Annotated in this window: 4 protein-coding genes; all 4 read right to left on the bottom strand. The window is 48.9% G+C overall.

The features are described from left to right. Positions 1-3 precede the first annotated feature (3 nt). From L6H65_RS12655 to L6H65_RS12640, 4 genes are read right to left on the bottom strand one after another with little or no spacing between them, the layout of a single operon-like run. Entirely contained in the window at positions 4-7,668 is a 7,665-nt protein-coding gene (locus L6H65_RS12655) for a non-ribosomal peptide synthetase (RefSeq protein WP_290370410.1), read from the bottom strand. A gap of 33 nt (positions 7,669-7,701) precedes the next feature. Then, on the bottom strand, positions 7,702-19,725 hold the full coding sequence (locus L6H65_RS12650) for a non-ribosomal peptide synthetase (protein ID WP_236342896.1): 12,024 nt from the start codon (positions 19,723-19,725) through the stop codon (positions 7,702-7,704). Beyond that, a complete protein-coding gene (locus L6H65_RS12645) occupies positions 19,718-20,461 on the bottom strand; it encodes a thioesterase II family protein (protein ID WP_236342895.1) in 744 nt (247 codons plus the stop codon). Before L6H65_RS12645 ends, L6H65_RS12650 begins: the two co-directional genes overlap by 8 nt. 1 nt (position 20,462) lies before the next feature. Next, positions 20,463-23,558 carry a cyclic peptide export ABC transporter gene (locus L6H65_RS12640; protein WP_236342894.1) on the bottom strand — a complete coding sequence of 1,032 codons (3,096 nt, stop codon included), beginning with the start codon at positions 23,556-23,558 and terminating at the stop codon, positions 20,463-20,465. Between the last annotated feature and the right edge of the window lie 12 nt (positions 23,559-23,570).

The raw sequence follows: 23,570 nt of genomic DNA, 5'->3' as shown, positions 1-23,570 counted from the left end.
AGACTAAAAATCAAAAAGCACTGACAACTCTTCTCTGCCGTGACTCAAATGTTCTATTTCTTCCCTGCCAAACACATCCATTTCACAAAGAGCTTTAAATGGTTCTTTTACGATTTGTTCCAACATTGAAATAAATCGCTGGGTGAATAATTCCATCGTTTTTCTTAGATACAACCCTGATCGATATTTCAATATAAATTCAATTTCTTTTGAACTCTCGATACCGCCTAATTCCAACTCGAATTTTGCCTTCTCAACTTCATAATTCATGACGGTCACTTTCAACAAATCAATTTCTATGCCATTGTCCTCCGTGTTCTGAAGCGCGAACATAACGTCGAATAGCGGATTACGACTCAACCCCCTCGAATGATCAATCTTTTCAATCAACCGATCAAACGGAAAATCCTGATTTGTATAGGCTTTGAGCGCATTCTCCTTAACCTCTGCCAAAAATTCGGAAAAAGATTTGCCAGACGCCGGATAATTTCTCATGGCAAGAGTATTTGTAAGCATCCCAATCATATTTTCCAGATCTGCATGTGATCGACTTGCTATTGGCGTTCCCACGATGATGTCCTCTTGACCGGTGTATTTCGACAACAGTGCCGTATACGCCGCCAGCAGCACCATGTACAACGTCGCACTATTCTCGAAAGCCAATCGGCGTAATTTTTCCGTCAGCTCTTCATCAATAGAAAATGAAATCTGTCCCCCTGCAAAACTTGGAACCACTGAACGCGGAAAATCAGTTGGCATCGCGAGCACCGGAATTTCATCCGAGAAAACACTCATCCAATACATTTCTTGATTGACCATTTCTCCAGAAGCAAGCAGAATATTTTGCCATACGGCATAATCTTTGTACTGAATCCGCAACGGAATCCGTTCATTCCTGTCATATAAGTTTGTAAACTCCTTCACTAGGACCGTCATGGATACCCCGTCGGAGATAATATGATGCATGTCGTACAGCAGCACATGGCGCTCCTCTGACAGATGCAGCAGACCGACCCGCAGCAGCGGCGCAGTCTCCAGGTCGAACGGACGGATGAAGGCCTCTACCTGGGACGCCACCTCCTCCTCGCTGCAGCTCTCACAGAAAATCGTGAGCGGCACTGCTTCATGCACACGCTGCATCGGCTCGCCGTCCACCCATTCAAACGATGTCCGCAACGATTCATGACGCTCCACCATGCGGGCAAACACCGTCTCCAGCCGGGAACGGTCCAATGGACCTTCCATCATCAGCACGCCCGGTATGTTGTAGCTTACCTCTGCGCCTTCCAGCTGCTGCAAAATCAACATCCGCCTTTGGGCTGGCGAGACCGGATAATGCGACCGTCCCTCTACTGGTTCGATGGCCGCGTACGGATTCTCATCCAGCCCTTCGATCGCCTGCGCCAACCCGCGCACCGTCGGCGATTCGAAGATCGCCTTCAGCGGAACCTGCACATTCCATTCCTTGTGTATTCGCGAGAGCAACGTCATTGCCCGCAGCGAATGGCCGCCACGGTCGAAGAAGTTGTCCGCCGCACCAATCCGTTCCACGCCAAGGATGTCCGCCCACAGCTTGGCCAATTGGGCTTCCATCACCGTGCTCGGCGCTTCGTAAGGTTCGCCCGCTAACCCTTGCTCCGGCTCCGGCAACGCCTTGCGGTCGAGCTTGCCATTGACCGTGAGCGGGAGTTTCTCCAGCGAGACGAAGTAGGACGGCACCATGTACACTGGCAGCTTCCGCTGCAGCGACGCCTTCACCTCTGCAGCCGCTTCTCCTTCCTTGCCTGCTGCCGCCGCGATGTATGCGCACAGATACAGGCTGCCATCCCGATCCTCTTTCGCCATCACCGCTGCTTCGCGGACGGTAGGCTCCTGCAGGATCGCCGCTTCGATCTCTCCGAGCTCGATCCGATACCCTCGAATCTTCACCTGCTCGTCGATTCGTCCCAAATACTCAATATTGCCGTCCGGCAGCCATCTTGCCCAATCTCCCGTTTTATACAGCCGCTCTCCCGGCACGAACGGATTCGCTACAAATTTCTCCGCCGTTAATTCCGGGCGGTTCAAGTATCCCCTTGCTAAACCGACGCCTCCGATACACAATTCCCCCGGTACGCCAAGCGGCTGCAGCTTTCCAACGCGATCTACAATGTACAGGCTGGTATTGTAAATCGGTTTGCCGATACACATCCGTTCCAGCTCGTCCATGTCGCAATCGAAGGAGGTCACATCCACGGTAGCTTCGGTTGGTCCATACAGATTGCTTAGCTGCGCTCCACCAATCATTCGCCCGAACCGCTTCGCCTGCTCCACCTTTAACGCTTCCCCACTGGCAAATACCTGCCGCAAGCTCACCGTCTTCTCCAAGCTGCCGGTCACACTTTCCACGTATTCCAGAAATGCGTTCAGCATCGACGGCACAGCATGCATTACCGTAATGCCATGGGCTGCGATCGTATCCGCAATAAGTCCCGGATCCTTCTCCCCTCCAGGCTTGAGCAGACACACCTTCGCCCCCTCCAACGACCACCACAGCAGCTCCCATACCGACACATCGAAAGTGTACGGTGTTTTCTGCAGGATGACATCGTCTGCACGAAGCGGGTACTTCTCCTGCATCCACTTCAACCGGTTAATGACCGAGCGATGCTCAATCATAGCCCCTTTGGGCTTCCCCGTTGAACCCGAGGTATAAATCACATACGCCAAATCCGTCGGACCGTTCACTTCCTCCAGTTCACCGTTTTCCACCCCAGCGTACATGCGCTCATCATCCAGCAGTACCGTTCCGATTGCGTGGCCGCCTGCTTTCTCCTTCCAGCGCTCTGCTGTCACCAGCAGCCTTGCTTCGCTGTCCCCCAGTATGTAGCAGATGCGCTCCGCCGGATAATCCGGATCAATCGGCAGGTAGGCTCCCCCGGCCTTCAAGATCCCCAGGATGCCCACGATCATGTCTACCGAACGCTCCAGCATCAGGCCAACGATCTCATCCGGTCCCACTCCTTGCTCCCGCAACGTGTGCGCCAAGCGGTTCGCTCGCGCATTCAGCTCCGCATATGTCAGGCGATCCTCTTCATGGATCACCGCTACATGGTCCGGCGTCTTCCGCACCTGTTCCTCGAACAAGCTATGGATCGTTCGATCCGACGGATACGATGCTCCCGTATCGTTGAAGCGCTCCAGCAGCTGGGTTTTCTCCGCTTCATCCAGCAGCTCGATGTCCGCAAGCTTCATGTTCGGGTTCGCAGCCAATTGCTCCAACAGTCGGCTGAAATGGCCCGCAAGCCGCTCCATCGTCTTCTGCTCATACAGCGCTGTGCTGTAGTCCAGCGTGAAGTACAGCCCTGCCGCTCCCTCTTCCGCCGTCAGCGTAAGGTCGAATTTCGCGACCCCATTCCCCGCAGCATACGGGCTCAGCAGCAATCCTTCCAGCTCCGCCTCCTGGCGCTCCAGGTTTTGCAGCACAAACATCGTATCGAACAGCGGGTTCCGGCTCCTATCGCGCGCCAGATCCAGCTTCTCCACCAGCTCCTCAAACGGATAATCCTGGTGTGCGAACGCCTGCAGCACCCGCTGTTTCACTTCCTCCACGAACGCCGCGAACCTTTTCTCTCCTGACGGGTAATTCCGCAGGGCCAGCGTGCCTACGAACATCCCGATCATCTGCTCCAGATCCGCATGCGGTCTTCCCGCCACTGGCGTACCCACAACGATATCCACTTGACCGGTATATTTGGAGAGCAGCGCCGTATACGCCGCCAGCAGCACCATGTACAGCGTCGCTCCCTGATCTGCACCCACTTGGCGCAGTCGCTCCACCAGCTCCGCTTCCACCGTGAATCCGATGCCATCTCCCTCGAAGCTGCGCACCGCAGGCCGCGCATGATCCGTCGGCATCGCGAGCACCGGAAGCTCACCCGAGAAGACATCCTTCCAGTAGTCCTCCTGCTTCGCCAGTTCTTCTGCACCTAATCGCTCATTCTGCCACACCGCATAATCCTTGTATTGTATCCGCAGCGGAGTCAGATCATCTCCACGGTACAGCGCAGCAAACTCCTGCTCCAACACACCCATGGAAACACCATCAGAAATAATATGATGCATGTCGTACAGCAGCACATGGCGCTCTTCCGCTAAGCGCAGCAGACCAACCCGCAGCAGCGGCGCAGTCTCCAGGTCGAACGGACGGATGAAAGCCTCTACCCGAGATGCTACCTCTCCCTCGCTGCAGCTCTCCCAGAAAATCGTGAACGGTATTGCTTCATGCACGCGCTGCACCGGCTCGCCGTCCACCCATTCAAACGATGTCCGCAACGATTCATGACGCGCCACCAGACGGGCAAACGCTGTCTCCAACCGAGAGCGATCCAATGGACCTGCCATCGTCAGCACGCCCGGCATGTTGTAGCTCACCTCTGCACCTTCCAGCTGCTGCAAAATCAACATCCGCCTTTGGGCTGGCGAGACCGGATAATACGCCCTGCGCTCTACCGGCTCTATCGCCGCATACGGATTTTCCGCCAGCCCTTCAATCGCCTGCGCCAATCCGCGCAAAGTAGGCGATTCGAAGATCGTCTTCAGCGGCATCTGCACGTTCCATTCCTTGTGCATCCGCGAGAGCAGCGTCATCGCCCGCAGCGAATGGCCTCCACGGTCGAAGAAGTTATCCGCCGCGCCAATCCGTTCCACGCCAAGGATGTCCTCCCACAGCTTGGCCAACCCAGCTTCCATCGCCGTGCTCGGTGCCTCGTAAGATACGCCCGCTAACCCTTGCTCCGGCTCCGGCAGCGCCTTGCGGTCGAGCTTGCCATTGGCCGTCAGCGGCAGTTTCTCCAGCGCGACGAAGGAGGACGGCACCATATACGCCGGCAGCTTCCGCTGCAGCGACGCCTTCACCTCTGCGGCAGCTTCCCCTTCCTTTCCTGCTGCCGCCGCGATGTATGCGCACAGGAACAGGCTGCCATCCCGGTCCTCTTTTGCCATCACCGCTGCTTCACGAACGGAAGGCTCCTGCAGGATCGCCGCTTCGATCTCCCCAAGCTCGATCCGATACCCTCGGATCTTCACCTGCTCGTCGATTCGTCCCAAATACTCGATATTGCCGTCCGGCAGCCATCTCGCCCAATCTCCCGTCTTATACAGACGCTCTCCCGGCACGAACGGATTCGCTACGAATCGCTCCGCCGTTAACTCCTGATTGTTCAAGTATCCCCGTGCTAAACCCGCGCCTCCGATACATAGTTCCCCCGGTACGCCGAGCGGCTGCAGCTTTCCTGCACGGTCTACGATATACACGTGTTGGTTTGCCACAGGCTTTCCGATCAATGGACGCTCCGCACGTTCCATATGGCGATAGTAGGTCGTCACGACACTGTTCTCCGTCGGGCCGTATTCATTCACCAGTTCGAGCGTGCCGCTTACTGCCAGACTCTTCTCCACAATGTTCGAAGTGACACGCTCTCCCGCTAGCGTGACTACCCGCAGCATCCGCGCTTCCTCCGCCGTCAATTCATCCAAAATCGCGCCGTATAGCGAAGGAACGCATATGAAGTGCGTTACCCCGTTCTTTGCAATGGCCTGTTTAATCACTACTGGATTCCTGGCTTCATTGGCCCCTAGCAACACCACGCTAGCTCCGCTTACAATTCCCGTAAAGAAGCTCGTTACAAAACCGTCAAAGGCGAACGAGAACAACTGCAATACGCAATCGTCTTCACCCAGATGGTACGCTTCGCTTCTCCACTGCAGCGCATTGGCTGCACCACGATGCTCCACCATTACCCCTTTGGGACGTCCCGTCGAGCCTGAGGTATAAATCACATACACCAGTTGCTCCGCATCCGCATCGCTGCAGACCTCTGGATTCGTGTCCGGGTAGCCCTCTAGGTTCATAGCGTGCAGTAGAAGGACCGTTCCGCCACATCTAGCCGCTACCTTCGAGGTCCCTTCCTCTACCAGCAGCACACGTATCCCACTATCCTCAAACATATATCGAATGCGTTCCGCCGGATAATCCGGATCGATCGGCAGGTAGGCTCCTCCGGCTTTCAAGATCCCCAGAATGCCCACGATCATGTCCACCGAACACTCCATCAACAGGCCAACGATCTCATCCGGTCCCACTCCTTGCTCCCGCAACGCATGCGCCAACCGGTTCGCTCGCGCATTCAGCTCCGCATACGTCAGACGCTCCTCTTCATGCACCACCGCCACATGGTCCGGCGTCTTCCGCACCTGCTCCTCGAACAGGCTGTGGACCGTTCGATCCGACGGATACTCCGCTTTCGTATCATTGAACTTGTTCATATAAAGATTGATTTCATCATTCGTCAAAAGAACAATATCTTTAACTAAAGCATCCTGTTCATTCACAACAGCATGAATGAGTTGGCGAACATGACCCTGCAGCCGATCAAGCATCCCTTCATCAAAAACAGCAGGATTATAAATAAATTCAATAGCAATACTACTGCCTGGAGTTACCGTAATATTAAAATCGTAGTTCGTTTCTTCATCGTGTTGAAAATTGTAAATCTGAAATCCTAGTCCGTTTCTTGCGTTTTTCTCGATCTCTTCACCGATCGGGTAATTTTCAAATGCCATAATATGATCGAAAAGACCCTGCTTAACTTCTGAGTTCGCCTGAATTTCGAATAAAGGATGATAATGGTGATCCACAGCCAATAAAGATTTTTCTTGCAGCTTCTTAAACAGTTCCTGAATTCGCGTTGTCTCATCTGCTTGAATTCTAACAGGGATTGTATTGATGAATAGTCCGACCATTTGCTCGATACCGGGAATATGTGGAGGTCTGCCTGACACGACCGTACCGAACACTACATCTGAACAATTGTTATATTTTTGGAGCAGCATTCCCCAAATACCCTGGATGACAACGTTTAATGTAACATCAACATGATGCGCCACATCCAATAACTGCTTGCTTATTTCTTCATCAAGAACAAGTCGTTTTTTGGAATTTTTTCTATAACCGTGATCCTTATACATGGACTTATCTCGATATTTCGGCAAAGATATACTCTCATCGTAATTGCTCAGGTACGCTTTCCAAAAAACACTGGATTCCTCGCTATTCCTTTCACTCATCCATTTGATATATGTGCTGTACGAAGTAACCGGTGGAAGCGATACCTCGGAACCGTTTTTTAATGCTTCATAAATCGTAAATACTTCACTGGAAAGAGTAGTCAGGCACCAGCCATCCATCAATATATGATGATGGGTCCAGACGACATGATAGGATTCTTGAGCTGTTTTAAAAACAGCAATCCTGACCAACAAATCTTTCTTCAGGTCGAACATGAATTGGGAATCTCTTAATTTGTAGTCATTAAGATATTCTTTTTGAATATGTTCATCCAGCTCCGAAATGTCCGTGTATGGAACATTCAATTTCCTTTTCGTCAATACGATTTGCAGTGGCTTCTCGGCCTTATCGAAATGAAATACTGTTCTTAAAATATCATGCCTCTGAATCAAATGATTGAACGCTTCCGTAAAAATACTAACGTTAAAATCGCCCTTTATTTCGAATGAAGTCTGTGTTAAATAACTGCTTGATTGTTCGTCTAGTAAGCTATGAAATAACATTCCTTGCTGCATGGGAGTTAACGTATAAATATTTTGTATTCCTTGTTTTTGTTTCATAAACGAACAATAACCGCCCTTCTAGCCCATGTTTCAACTTTCGATATCGAAATCAATGTCATCCATTGCAGTTGCAATTTCGCTAGCGATCTCGTCAAGTTGATCCAAAGTTAATTCGTTGTATAATAAATCGCTTGGTGTGATTTCAGTAAATTCCCTGTTCATACAATGCTGTATAACGGAGATCAATTGGGTTCTGAAGCTGTCGGCTAAGCTGTTGATTGTGGCTGCTTCGAATTCCTTTCTGCTGAAGCCAAATGAAAACACCAACTTACTGTTTGTTACGATTCCGTTTATCTCTAAAGCATAAGTAGATTTAAGCGAAGAACTCATAGACTCCCCAGTGGAATAGGGAGAGATGGCGAATAAATCTGTTTCCGTATCGGAATCGAATTGCCCTAAGTAGTTAAAGCTGATTTCAGGGGAAACATCCACGTTAAGTTTATTTCCTCGATGACCGATTTCCTTCAGCATTCCGTACCCAATTCCAAGGTTAGGAACCGCCCGCAAACTTTCTTTAACAGATTTAATTTGATACGAAAGATCTTTATCATTTGGCATCACCAGCAAATAAGGGTAAATCGATGTGAACCATCCGATCGTCCTATTCACATCCGTATTCACAATCGCCTCAGATCTTCCATGACCCTCCATTTCAACAAATATATTGGTTATTCCCTTCCATTCCACCAAAGCAAGACCCAGTGCAGTCAACAAGATATCATTCATTTGCGTATTGTAGATTCGATTTACTCCCGTTAGAAGCAGTGAAGTCTGTTCTTCCGTAAGCTCTATTCGTACATCCGTATTGTCGGCAAGCACAGATTGCTGTTTCCCTCTATCTCGGGGAAGCTTAGACGAATAAGCAGACACAACTCGCTCCCAATATTGCAATTCTGAGCTCAGCGCATCACTGCTGCTGTACTCGTATAGTTGGTTGGACCATTCTGCAAATGAATGGGTTTTAAATGGTAGTTGGATGGGCTGTCCGTTCACTGCTTGCTCGTAAGCCATTTTAAAATCCTCAAGGAAAATCCTCCAAGAAACACCATCAACAACGAAGTGGTGAATGCATATTAACAGATGATCCCCTTGCTTCGTTTTAAATAGTCCGAATTGAACTAATGGTCCTTTGACAATATCCATGCCCTTTTGAATTTCAGTCGATTTTAAATGGATGTAGTCCCCGACTTCGTCGTCATGAGCAGTTAAATCAATAACTTCAAAATCAAATAAGTCGCTCTCATTGGAACTTCTGTAGAACTGCCTGTAATCTGAGGCCTCTTCTTTAATGAATACCGACCTAAGATTGTCATGATGCTTCACGAGTTCATGAAATACTTGAACGAGCAAATCTTCTTTAAAACCATGTTTGCCATACAAAAATATAGATTGATTAAAATGATTGGCATGCTCTTCATTCTGCTGCAGAAACCTTAGCTGTATTGGCGTCAATTGGCTATAACCTGCAACCTCGTCTTGACAGATCAATTGCTCCGCTTTTGCAACAGCTGTACTTAGTTCCTTCACTGTCGGTTTTTGAAACAAATCTTTAATATCAATTTTGTAGCCCTTCTGATGGATCCGAGAAGCAATTTGTATGGCTTTGATCGAATCCCCGCCTAAATCAAAGAATCGATGTTGGATTCCAATATTGGAAACTTTCAGCACCTCTGACCAAACGTCTAGAAGCATTTCTTGTATGGGATTTTCAGAAGCCATATAATCGGTGTTGGCCATATTTGAAAGCTCCGGCTCCGGTAACGCCTTGCGGTCGAGCTTGCCGTTAACCGTGAGCGGCAGTTTCTCCAGCGCGACGAAGGCGGACGGCACCATATACGCCGGCACTTTCTCCGACACATACTCGCGGATTGCAGACGCTGCTATCGTTTCGTTGGTCGTATAGTACGCACACAGCGATTTCTCTCCGTGCTCCCCCTCCCGAACGATCACGATTGCCTCCCGCACCGATGCATGGCCGAGCAGCACATATTCGATCTCACCCGGCTCAATCCGGTAACCCCGGATTTTCACCTGTTCGTCGATTCTGCCCAAATATTCAATCGTTCCGTCCGCCAACCATCTCGCCAAATCTCCTGTACGGTAGAGGCGGCCTCCCTCTACGAACGGGTCTATTCCGAATCGCTCCGCCGTCAGTTCAGGACGGTTCACATACCCTCGGGCCACCCCGTCACCGCCAACCAACAGTTCCCCCGGCACACCGATCGGCTGCGGCTTCCCTGCGCGATCCACAATGTAAATCCGCGTGTTCGACAACGGTTTTCCTATTGGAATATTCATCTGCTGCCCTTCGATTCGATGGCTTGTGCAAATGACCGTTCCTTCTGTTGGCCCGTACGTGTTCCACACCTTGTAGCTCTTCTCCTGATGAGCCTTCACCTTGTCTCCGCCCGTCAACAGATGCCGTAGCGTAACGTTCTCTTGCTCCAGCATTTGCTCATAGATTTGCGGCGGCAGCCAGCTCATCGTGATCCCGTTCTCACGGTAGTACCCGCTTAGTCCTTCCATATCCAGACGCAACCGCTCCGGCACGATATGGACACTCGCCCCCGTGATCAAATAAGGGAACCACTCCCATATCGAGGCATCAAATCCGCAGGAGGCGTACTGCGTACTGCGATCCGTTTCGCTGATTTCAAATTGCCTCACATGCCAGAAGCACAGGTTTACCAGGGAGCGATGCTCCACCTCCACGCCTTTCGGTCGTCCCGTTGAGCCTGAGGTGAAGATGACGTAGGCCAGTTGCCTCGCATCCCCGATCCATGTCGGATTTGTATCCTTGTATTCGCTAAGATTCGCTTCATTCAACAGCAGCACACGGCCGTCAAAGGCGGACGCCAAGTCTGCAGTCCCTTCCTGTGCCACAAGCAGGGACGTCTGACTATCCGCCAGCATCTGTTGAATCCGCACCGCAGGGTATCCCGGATCGATAGCCATAAACGAACCGCCGGCCTTCAGAATGCCCAGCATCCCGACAGCCATGTCCACCGAACGCTCCATCATCAAGCCAACGATCTCATCCGGTCCCACACCTTGCTCCCGAAGCGCATGCGCCAACCGGTTCGCCCGCGCATTCAGCTCCGCATATGTCAGACGTTCCTCTTCATGCACCACGGCGACATGGTCTGGCGTCTTACGCACCTGCTCCTCGAACAGGCTGTGGATCGTTCGATCTGACGGATATGACGCTTGCGTATCGTTGAATACATGTAATAATTGATTTTTTTCATCAACACTAACCATTTCGATGTCCGCCAGCTTCATGTCCGGGTTCGCCGCCAATTGCTCCAACAACCGGCTGAAATGGTCCGCAAGCCGCTCCATCGTCTGCCGCTCATACAGCGCTGTGCTGTAGTCCAGCGTGAAGTACAGCCCTGCCGCTCCATCGTCTGCTCCCTCTGCCGCCGTCAGCGCAAGGTCGAATTTCGCAGCCCCGTTCCCCGCAGCGTACGGGCTCAGCCGCAAGCCTTCCAGCTCCGTCTCCCGGCGCTCCAGGTTTTGCAGCACAAACATCGTATCGAACAGCGGGTTCCGGCTCATATCCCGCGCCACATCCAGCTTCTCCACCAGCTCCTCAAACGGATAATCCTGGTGTTCAAACGCCTGCAGCACCCGCTGTTTCACTTCCTCTACGAATTCCGCGAACCGCTTCTCTCCTGACGGATAGTTCCGCAAAGCCAGCGTACCCACGAACATCCCGATCATCTGCTCCAAATCCGCATGCGGTCTTCCCGCCACCGGCGTACCCACGACGATATCCTCTTGACCCGTATAGTGGGACAGCAGCGCTGTATACGCCGCCAACAGCACCATGTACAGCGTCGCTCCCTGATCTGCACCCATCTGGCGCAGTCGCTCCGCCAGCTCCGCTTCCACCGTGAACCCGATGTGATCGCCCTCGAAGCTGCGCACCACAGGCCGCGCATGATCCGTCGGCATCGATAGCACTGGGATGTCCCCCGAGAAGACATCCTTCCAGTAGTCTTCCTGCTTCGCCAGCTCTTCTGCACCTAGACGCTTGTCACCTAGACGCTCGTTCTGCCACACCGTGTAATCCTTGTACTGAATCCGCAAAGGAATCAGCTCATCTCCCCGATACAGCACAGCAAATTCCTGCTCCAGCACACCCATGGATACACCATCAGAGATAATATGATGCATGTCGTACAGCAGCACATGACGCTCCTCTGACAGATGCAGCAGACCGACCCGCAGCAGCGGCGCAGACTCCAGGTCGAACGGACGGATGAAAGCCTCTACCCGAGATGCTACCTCTCCCTCGCTGCAGCTCTCCCATGAAATGGTGAACGGCACCTCTCCATGCACGCGCTGCACCGGCTCTCCATCCACCCATTCAAACGATGTCCTCAACGATTCATGACGCGCCACCAGATGGGCAAATGCTGTCTCCAACCGTGAGCGATCCAATGGACCTTCCATCATTAGCACTGCCGGCATGTTGTAGCTTACCTCGGCGCCTTCCAGCTGCTGCAAAATCAACATACGCCTTTGAGCTGGCGAGACCGGATAATACGTCCGGCCCTCCACCGGTTCGATGGCCGCGTAAGGGTTTACCGCCAGCCCTTCGATCGCCTGGATCGCCTGCGCCAATCCGCGCAAAGTCGGCGATTCGAAGATCGTCTTCAGCGGCATCTGCACGTTCCATTCCTTGTGCATCCGCGAGAGCAGCGTCATCGCCCGCAGCGAATGGCCTCCACGCTCGAAGAAATTATCCGCCGCGCCAATCCGTTCCACGCCGAGAATGTCCTCCCACAGCCGGGCCAGCCCAGCTTCCATCGCCGTGACCGGCGCCTCGTATGGCATGCCTGCGGACCCTTGCTCCGGCTCCGGCAACGCTTTGCGGTCAATTTTGCCATTGGCCGTCAGCGGCAGTTTCTCCAACGCGACGAAGGCGGACGGCACCATATACGCCGGCAGCTTCCGCTGCAGTGACGCCTTCACCTCTGCGGTCGCTTTGCCTTCCTTGCCCCCTGCTGCGACTTCTCCTTCCTTGCCTGCTGGCTCCGCTTCTCCTTCCTTGTCTGCCGCCACCGAAATGTACGCGCACAGGTACAGGCTGCCATCCCGATCCTCTTTCGCCATCACCACTGCTTCGCGGACGGTAGGCTCCTGCAGGATCGCCGCTTCGATCTCTCCAAGCTCGATCCGATACCCTCGAATCTTCACCTGCTCGTCGATTCGTCCGTAGTACTCCATTTCACCGTTTGGCAGCCATCTTGCCCAATCTCCCGTTTTGTACAGCCGCTCTCCCGGCACATATGGGTTCTCCACGAATCGCTCCGCCGTTAATTCCGGTCGGTTCAAGTAGCCTCGGCATACCCCTTCGCCTCCTACATACAGCTCCCCAGTTACCCCTATTGGCACTAGTCTCCGCTGACTATCCAGAATATAGGCCGTGAGGGTCGGGATCGGCTTGCCGATGCTGCTGGCGTTCCTTTCGATTTCGTCCGCCGTGATTTCCTTGTACGTCACATGCACCGTCGTTTCCGTAATGCCGTACATATTCACCAGCTTCGTCTCTGGATACCTTTCATGGAAATCCTTCAGCATCACCGGCTTCAGCGCTTCACCGCCGAAGATGACGTACCTCAGCGCCAGTTCCTTTCCATTCTCCGCTTCTCGCTCTGCCAGCGCATAGAACGCCGCTGGCGTCTGGTTCAGCACCGTCGTACCCGTATCCACCAGCAGCTTCGCGAAGGCCGCTGGGTCCCGCACCGTTTCCTTCGGCACCACGATAAGCCGGCCTCCGTTTAACAAAGCGCCATACATTTCCCATACCGAGAAATCGAAGCAGTAGGAATGGAACAACGTCCACACATCCTCTTCGCCAAACGCAAACGGTTGCCGATCATTCACCAGCAGCCTCACCACGTTCCGATGCTCGATCAGCGTTCCCTTCGGCGTCCCCGTCGTTCCCGAGGTATAAATCACATACGCCAGATCACTCGGACCGTTCACCCAATCGGGATTCAAAGAATCTCGTCCTGCCAACTCCGGATTCGAGCCTGGCAGCTCCGAATTCGAGCGGTCTCGCCCTGCCAGCTCCGCTTCATCCAGCCGGATGAGGGTGCCCCCAAACACCGGTTGTTCCGAAATCGCGGGGTCTATAACCAACCACTTCGTCCCGCTGTTCTCAAGCATGAATCGGATGCGGTCCGCCGGATAGTCTGGATCAATCGGCAGGTAGGCTCCCCCGGCCTTCAAGATCCCCATGATGCCCACGATCATGTCCACCGAACGCTCCAATATCAGGCCAACGATCTCATCCGGTCCCACTCCTTGCTTCCTCAGCACATGCGCCAACCGGTTCGCCCGCGCATTCAGCTCCGCATATGTCAGACGCTCCTCTTCATGCACCACAGCCACATGGTCCGGCGTCTTCCGCACCTGCTCCTCGAACAGGCTGTGGATCGTTCGATCCGACGGATACGACGCTTCCGTATCGTTGAAGCGCTCCAGCAGCTGGGCTTTCTCCGCTTCATCGGGCAGCTCAATGGAAGAGAGGCTGGATTGAGGGTGCGATACTATAAAATTCAATATGTTTATAAAATGCTCAGATAACCTTTCAATCGTTTCTTTTTCGAACAATGAGGTGCAAAAATCAAATCTGCAGCTTAGACCGTCCCCTGCTTCCGCAACGTTTAAAGTAAGATCAAACTTTGTAAGCTTGTTATGGAGGGGATATGGCCTTAGCGAAGCATCTCCAAATGAAATTTGGGAATTGGATGCATTTTGCAATACAAACATCGTTTCCACCAACGGGTTTCTGCTTAGATCTTGACGCAGATCAAGTGAGGAAACGACCTCCTCAAAAGGATAACTTTGATTCTCGAATGCTTTTAATGAGGTATCCTTAATGCTATGCAAATATTGAATAGCTGTTTGGTCAGGCTCCGGAAAGCATCGAATAGCCAACGTGTTTAGAAACAGCCCCATGACTTGATGCGTATCCGCATGCTGTCTTCCCGCTACGGGAGTACCGACAATAATATCGGTTTGTCCGGTATATTTGGAAAGAAGTACAGAGTATGCAGATAACAAAATCATGAACATCGTCGTCTCTGAACGGTATGAGAACAGCTTTAGATCGTCTAGTAATTTAGGGTCGATAGATACAGTTACTCTATCTCCAGCATACGTTCTTACAGACGGTCTAGCGTAATCGAGTGGCAAATTCAATAAAGGAAGCTCGCCTGTCAGCTGCTCCGACCAGAATTTCTTTTGTTTCAAAAAACGAGGACTAGATTGAAATCCTTGTTGCCATACGGCGTAGTCCTTATACTGAATTCTAGTCTCTGGCAGACACTGATCCTGATCCTGATACAACTGTGTAAATTCCCTCAGGAAAATATCCATGGAAATTCCATCGGAAATAATATGGTGGATATCAAAAGCAAAAATATGTTTTCTAGGATTCAAGCTAAAGAGCCCGAATCTGAACAACGGAGCCTGTTCGAGATCGAATGGCCGAATAAACTTCTCTAGTACCGCTTCTATCGAGTCCTCTTGAGTCGGCAGAATCTCCATAGAGGAATCCACTTCCTCTTGAACAGTTTGAACGAGTTCTCCTTCTACCAAATGAAAGGAGGTACGCAGCACTTCATGCCTGAGCGTAAGCAGACGAATGCAATGCTGAACCTTATCAACCTGCAACTCCCCATCCATCTGCATAAATACGGTTTCATTGTAGCTTTTGTTACTTTCCGAAAGTTGGTTGAGTACATACATCCTCTTTTGTTCGGATGAAACCGGATAATACATCCTCCATTCCACATTAGGGATGGGCACGAAGAATGAATTTCCTGCCATAGTTATAGCTATTGCAAGCTCAGCGATCGTAGGACGTTTAAAAATCACACTGAGCGGAATCTCCACATCCCACTCCTTGTTGATTCTCGACATGAGCAGCGTAGCTCTTAAAGAGTGGCCGCCAATTTTGAAAAAGTGATGCCTTGTTCCAATATTTTGGACGCTCAATATTTCCTCCCATATAGAAACAAGCTTTCTCTCGATTTCATTAGCAGGGGCCACATAATCAAGACCATCATCTATGATCGCCGCCGGCTCAGGTAGCTCCTTGCGATCAATCTTGCCGTTTGGTGTTAACGGCATCGCCTCAAGTTGAACGTAAGAAGACGGAATCATGTAATCCGGCAATGACAAGGATAAATAAGCTGTTAGCTCATCGAAAGCGACAGGCTCGTCCGATACATAATAAGCGCACAATAAGGATTGCTCGTGTTGGTCTTCCCAGACGATAACGGCAGCTTCTCGAATTGCAGGATGCAGGAGCAAATTGGATTCAATTTCGCCCAGCTCAATCCGATACCCACGAATTTTGACCTGCTGGTCTATACGACCCAAACATTCCAAACGTCCATCAGGCAGCCATCTTCCCACATCCCCCGTCTTATACAAACGTTCCCCAGGATGGAATGGGCTTGAGATAAATCTCTCTTCTGTCAGTTCTGTTCGATTAATATAGCCTTGGCTTACTCCGTCCCCACCAATCCATATTTCTCCTTTAACACCCACTGGAACGAGCCGATGATAGTGATCCAGGATCAAGAACTTCGTATTCAGAATCGGCTTGCCGATACAAACAAAACCATCTTCACCGATCTCATATGTCGATGACCAAATCGTCGTTTCCGTTGGTCCGTACATATTGATCATCCGTGCATCCGTATGCCGCCTCAAATCCATAGCCAATTGTTCATCGAAAGCTTCCCCTCCAACAAGCACGGTTTTAAGAGACTTGATAAAACGGGAGGAATGGGCGTCATTCAAAAGCATTTTCATTCTCGATGGTGTACATTGAAACATTGTAATTGGCTTGTTTACCGGCTTCAATGATGTTTCTTGATGTGTAAATTTCTGTTTTAATGTAGTCAGCTGGTCTAATCCTTCCATAACGGAATCATAATCGATTCCGAAATCGACCAAACATGCAATCTCATCTACACCGATAGCAATAAGCTTCCTTACCATCCGTTCGCATGATTCGGGCGTCCCAAGCAGTGCTGCTGCTTGCCAATATTTATCGAATGCAACCTCCAGTAATTGCTCCATCACCTCATCGGATAATGCAGCATCCTCCATCTGCAGGCTTCGAGCCAAATTGCGAATTAAATCTACACTGGAGCGCAAATAATTGCAGAATGGACCCTTCACCTTTTCTCGAACTGCTTCCAGATCATCCGAAATATAGGTATGCAGCATTAGAGTTACTTTACAAGTATCTGGAGAATGTCCGTGTTCGGCTAGAGAGCGACGGTATAAATCAATGTTTTGCTCCAGCGCCTCCAGATCTTGACCTAATAAATGAGTCAATACATTAGCACCCAGCTTGCCCGCTTGGACAAAGGTTTCCTTATTTCCCCCAGTGGTGATCCAAATCGGTATATTTTGTTGAACAGGTCTAGGATAGGTTTTCACGGAAACAGGTTGTCCCGTTCCGTTATTGAATTCCACGGCTTCGCCTCTCCAAAGCCGTTTAAACAGATCGATCTGCTCTAGCATTTTGGCAGACCGAGCCTGATATGCCTCAGGTGCTAGAATGAAATCATCCGCGTGCCATCCAGCTGCGAAAGAAACGCCCGTTCGTCCATTTGACAACTGATCGACTACAGCCCACTCTTCGGCCAATCGAATCGGATGGTGAAGCGGCGCCACGACACTCCCCGATCTGATCCCAATGTTCTCCGTTACCATGGACAACGCGCTTGATAGGACAGATGGGTTTGGAAACAACCCTCCAAATTCATGGAAATGACGCTCGGGCGTCCAAACCGCTTGATAGCCATTGCGATCCGCATATTTCACACTATCCATCAACAGCCCATACTTTTGCCGCTCCCCATCATGATCATAGCTTGAAAAGAAGAATAAACTGAAGTCAATCGTTGCTGCCTTCCGCAGCGATAAGTAATCGTCGTAATTACCAAGACCTTGTTCTAAATCATTGCCTAATACAACGGAGATCCCTCGCGTTAATGTCCATAATAGCTCCAGCACCGATATATCGAAGGAAATGGTCGTCACCGCTAGAAGACAATCATCTGAAGTGCCGCCAACTCTTTGATCCATGGACAAAAAGAAATTATGAACGTTGCGATGGGTTACCATGACTCCTTTGGGCTTCCCTGTCGACCCCGAAGTATAGATAACGTAAGCCAAGGTCTCGGCAGACTGCTGGGATACAAGGTTTTCCGGGCTTGACGATACAATGTCCCTCCAATTGAAGTCCATTGGGACGACATGCTCTACTATTCCGTTCGCCTTGCCGGCATGTTTACTCTCCGTAATAAGCAGCTTCATTCCGCTATCTTCGATAACATACTGTATCCGATCTTGAGGATAAGCAGGATCTAAGGGAACATAAGAAGCTCCCGTCTTCAAAACCGCTAACAAGCCAACCATCATTTTCTCAGACCGATCCATCAGAATGCCGATCCTGTCATTGGGCTGAGGCTCATAAGATCTATTCAGGTAATTGGCCAATCGGTTCGCTTGTTCATTTAACTCACGGTAGGTCAACTGGACGTTTTGATAAGTTAGCGCAATGCTATCAGGCGTTTGCTCCGCTTGCTCTTCGAATAATTCGTGAATAAGTTTGTCGTTTAATACAGCCTGATCTGTATCGTTAAACATGGATAGTATTTGCGTTTTTTCCGTTTCCGTAAGCCATTCAATTTCTTGAACGGTGCCCTCCGGCTTGCTGATAAGCTCACCCAGAACATGTTTAAATCGCTCACACAACTCGTTAACCGCATGCGCCTCGAAAATCTGTTTATTATATTTGAATTCAAATGAAATTTCCCCAAAGGCTGAGATCAGAAGTGTCAAGGGATAGTGCGTTACCTCGAACATGGCGTACTCCGTCAATTGAAGCGCGTATCTGCCATGCTTCAACTGATGATCGAGCGGATAGTTTTCTACAATAACCAATGAGTCGAACAATTCCCCTGGTTGAGAATATCCGCTTGCCTCCTTAATATCCAGGATTGGAGTGGACGAGAATTTCTCCCTTTCAATACAAGATTGATGGACATGGCTCAGCAAATGAGAGATGCTTTCATGCGGTTCCACTTGAACACGAAGCGGCAGTGTATTAATAAATAAACCTGCGATATGTTCGATTCCTTTTATTTCTGGTGTTCTTCCCGACACGGTTGACCCGAAAACGATGTCAGAGCTGCCGTTATAGCCATGCAAAGTGAGCGCCCATGCCGTGTAAAATAATGAGGCGAGTGAAATTTTGTGCTGTTTAACAAATTCATGAAGTGTAGTTGCAAGCTCGATTGATAGATCCGTCCGGATGCTGGAAAAGCCTGCATTGTCTTGAATGCCATGGCGGACAGGGAGCTGCGTTTTCGTGTGAAACCCTTCCAAATATTCCTTCCAATACAGGTGATGGCTTGTTTTGTCTCGGTTTTGAATCCAGTTCACGAACTGCTTGAACTTCGTTTTCTCAGGTAAAATTACAGGTTGATGATCAGCAATCGAACTGTAGATCTCAATAAATTCCTTGAAAAGAACGCCATAGCTCCAACCATCCAGCAAAATATGATGGCTGCTGAAAATCATCTCATATTCTGTATCGCTTATTTTGCATAACGTTATTCGATAGGGCTCCAGCGTTATATCTATAGCACGCTTTCGGTCCTCTTCCTTGATGAATAACAAACCTCCCTCCGTTTCTTCTTGGGCAAGATGGCTCAGATCCTGCCTGTAAATCGGAGGGAGTATTTGCTTTACTATGATTTGCAACGGCTTTTCAAGCTTCTCCCATCTAATGACGGAACGAAGCACTTCATTCGCTTCAATTAAGTGGTTCCAGGATTGAACGAATATGTCGTCATCGAGACGGCCTTTTAACCTTAAAGATAACTGTTCGAAGTATAATTCACTATGCGGGTTTTGAATATAATGAAAGAGCAAGCCTTCTTGCAAAGGGGTTAACGCGATAATATCCTCCATATTGCTTCTATCTAATTTACCGCTTTTAAGCATAGTTATTAACTCCTTGCTGTATTTTTGCTGAAATAATGCTCAACAAAGTGTTGTTGATCCGTCTTGCCACTTGCTGCGCTTCCTTATGTATAAAGAAATGTCCTCCGGGAAATACATGAATGCTGGATCGTTTGCAAGTAAACTTCCCCCATTCCTTGACCCCTTCCATGCCTTTCTCTTCACTACCGTGCAGAATCATAATACTGCATGGAAATCTAACGTCCATTTCCTTATAAACATATTGCTCAACGATTCTAAAATCGTTTCTCAAAATCGGCAAATAGAACGCCATTAATTCATCGTTTTGAAAGAAATCGGAGGGTGTCCCCTCCATCTTCTTGATCTCTTCGAGAAACTCCCGATCATCCAATGTATGCAGCAGCTTTTCTCTTTTCACTTTATGAGGGGCAGTACACCCTGAGAAGAATAGCAGCTCGGGTGTACGGTCATTATTTTGAATGAGCAATCTGGCTAATTCGAAAGACAGCAGGCTGCCCATACTATGTCCGAAAAATGCAAAGGGCGTCCCATCCAAATGGGGTTTGATTTGCACATATAAATCTTGAACAGCTTCATCGAAATTGTCGTACAGCGAATCTTCGAATCTACTTCCTCTTCCGGAAAGCTCTATCGGAATGAGTTGGATCGATTTATGAAACCAACCATTCCAATCGTTATAAGAATAAGCAGAACCACCGGCGTACGGGAAACAAAACAGTTTAAGTGGCTTCATCATCTTAACCTGCGTGAAGAGCTTCTTCGCCCTTTGCCTGCTCGGTCATTTGTCCACCGTCCATTTTCATTAGCCTGTCAGCTACATGGAAGTAGGCATCATCATGCGAAATAATGATCACGCATTTTCCTTTCTCTTTAAGTTCGGGAAGAAGGTGTTGATAGAAAAAACGTCTGAATTCCGGGTCTTGCTCAGCAGCCCATTCATCAAATAAGTAAATTGGAGCATCTTCTATAAAGCTGATGAGCAAAGCTAATCTTTTCTTCTGCCCCGTGGAAAGCATCGCGCCTGAGAAGTTTCCGGCTTCCAGATTTATTTTATTATCCAAACCAAGCGTTTTGAGATAGTGGTCGATCTCCGGCAGCCTATTCTCATAGTCTGTGCCATACAGCTTGTCAAACAGGTAATTTCCACTAAAGACGACCGAGAATTGATCACCCAGCTCTCTGTGATCCATCTTACTGCCATTCAGCATGATCGCTCCGCCTTGCGGAATATACAGGCCTGTAACGAGCTTAGCCAGCGTGGATTTCCCGCTGCCGTTACCGCCTGTGATGAATACGATCTCACCTGATCGAAATTCCGTATTAAGAGGACCCAGTGTGAATGTTTTGTCATCCTGGTCTATGTGCTGAAACACCACATCTTTTAATTGCATATGTACACTCGAATACTGAGTGTCAGCTGCGTTGTGTACAGAATGATGATCCTCGCTTAACTGCGAGACTTCATTTAACGTCATATTCATTCGCTTCCAGCTTATTCTGATTTGAAGAATTTGGGGAATGACGTTCAGCAGCACGTTTACAGGTCCATGCATATAAAGAAATACAAAGACATACGTGAGCAGTTGGGTTCGATCCAGTTTGTCAAATAAAATCGGAAATACAAATACAACCGCGCCGATGATTGATACAAAAAGAAGTTCTCCGAACATACCTACATTCAGGAATTTATATTCACCTTGAATGCGCGTATATTTGTTTTGCTCACAGCTTTGAATCATATCTTTTTCAAAATCTTCACGCTTTCTCGTGCGAATCGAAAGCTCTTTAAATCCTTCAATCATATCGTAAATAAATCTGAAAAATTGATTTTGGATATCTCTATTTTGCTCCCAAAAACGATTGGCCCGGTTTGCAGAAACGTAATACATCAATGCAGCAATTAAAATAACGACAAAAGAAAAAAGCAATGCATACAGATCGAGAACAGCCAAATAAATGAAACAACAGACTAGCGTGATTGCAGAGGAGACGACCGAGACAAACACGCCTGCAAACATACTGATCGTTTCCGTATCATTATTCAAAACAGCATGGATTTTCCCTTTATCCAGGTTCTCCATTTTTTGAAACGGCGCTTTCAATACATTCTTTATGATGGTGACTCTTTTCTCATATACCATTTCATTTGTTTGCTTAATAAGCTTCGAACGGACAATTCGATTGCCCGCTAATGAAACAAATATGATCATTGAAAAATAAAGCAGCAGTACATTCAATTTTGAATCCAGCTGTATAGCTTGCGTTAAAATAAAAATCGTTCCCGCTCCTGCGAAGCCGCTAACAATGGATAATATTACAATGGGGAGCAACGATTTATTGTTTTTCCCTTCAAACAGGTAGTAGATTAAAAAATATGAAGCCAAAATGATGCCGATGCTTGCGCCTATGCCAAGCGCCCAAAATGCACTTACCGGAGCCCATACCCAAATAAACGACCATGTTAAGCCCCGGAACAAAAATATGGGAGAGTAGTAGATACACGACAACAATCCAGCTATAAACAATAAATAAGAGAGCATGCTATACCAGAATGTTGGCTTAAAGCCGACAAATCTGCTTTGGCCTCGACATATTTGATAAATCGCCTTGATAAATAAAAAGAAAAGAATGAGAAGTATCGGGATCATGATATACGTTGCAGTAGAAAACTTCTGATCCTCTCCTACAAAATATTCCGTTCCCGAATAATGAAATTCCATTCCTTTAATAGAAAAGTAAATAGAGTCGGCAACAAGACGTGTGTAAGTTGATTGTGAATTGGAAAGAACAACGATACCTAAGCTCTCTCTAGGCTTTAGCAACATATAGGATGAATACCCGGGGGTGCTGCCATCGTGAGAGATCGTATCCTGCGAGACATACCATCCTGTTCCGTATGAAAAGCCAAATGCATCTTGCAGCTCCCCAGGCTGATGGGATGTGTTGAAATATTCTGAAGGAAGACCTGCAGAATGAATGGAGCCAAGCTGCATTTTCATCCATAACGTTAGATCCTGCAAATTACTGAAATATTTAGAGCTGGGCGTGTCACCACGATATACAGGGGCTTCGTATTCCAACGTTTTACCGAATCCAAACTTATGCCCTTTCGCCAACTCTTTGGTTTTCGCTTCGTTTTTAAATAAATAAGTATGATTCAATCCTAACGGTTCAAGAATATGGTCTCTCATGTATTCTTCGAATACTTGTCCGCTCACTTCTTGAACTACCAAGCCAAGCACATCATAGTTTATTGTTGCATAAGTAAAGGTCTCCCCTGGTTTTGACGCCAAGTCCTTATCGACCAAAGTTTTTACTGTCTCTTCCAGCGCGGATTCATCCTGACGAGCAGGAATAAAGCCAATAGATTCGAAAGGTATTCCACTCGTGTGGCGCATTAACTGCTCAATTGTTATTGCAGCATAACCCCCATCATATTTCATTTTCAACCAGGGAATATGTTTGGTGATTGGGTCCGTAAGCTTTATTTTCCCCTCATCCACCAGCTTAAGCACCGCTAGCCCTGTAAACGCCTTGCTCATAGATCCGATTTCAAATAACGTATTCGGGGAAACCTGCTTCCCTGAATGTAAATCCGTTGTCCCTATGCCTTTTTCATAGACGGTTTTGTCACCTATGACGACCGCAATAGCAATGCCTGTTGCATGGTTCTCTTCCAATTGCTCTTGAGCAAACTTTTCAATTTTTGCAATAATATCTTGAGGCAGTTCATTCTTGCCCTCAATATTGGCAGTTGCTGCGCTTGCAGAAAAACTGCTTAATGCCATAACAATCATTATCAAGGCCACAAAACTTGCAATTCGTTTACACATTCGATATCTCCT

This window comes from Paenibacillus plantiphilus (assembly GCF_927798095.1).
Lineage (GTDB): Bacteria > Bacillota > Bacilli > Paenibacillales > Paenibacillaceae > Paenibacillus_Z > Paenibacillus_Z plantiphilus.
Note: the sequence above shows the minus strand (reverse complement) of the source record. Positions and strands in the feature narration are given on the sequence as shown.

Coding starts and splice junctions, on each gene's coding strand:
- L6H65_RS12655 (WP_290370410.1), bottom strand. CDS start 7,668: ATGAAACAAAAACAAGGAATACAAAATATTTATACGTTAACTCCCATG.
- L6H65_RS12650 (WP_236342896.1), bottom strand. CDS start 19,725: ATGCTTAAAAGCGGTAAATTAGATAGAAGCAATATGGAGGATATTATC.
- L6H65_RS12645 (WP_236342895.1), bottom strand. CDS start 20,461: ATGATGAAGCCACTTAAACTGTTTTGTTTCCCGTACGCCGGTGGTTCT.
- L6H65_RS12640 (WP_236342894.1), bottom strand. CDS start 23,558: ATGTGTAAACGAATTGCAAGTTTTGTGGCCTTGATAATGATTGTTATG.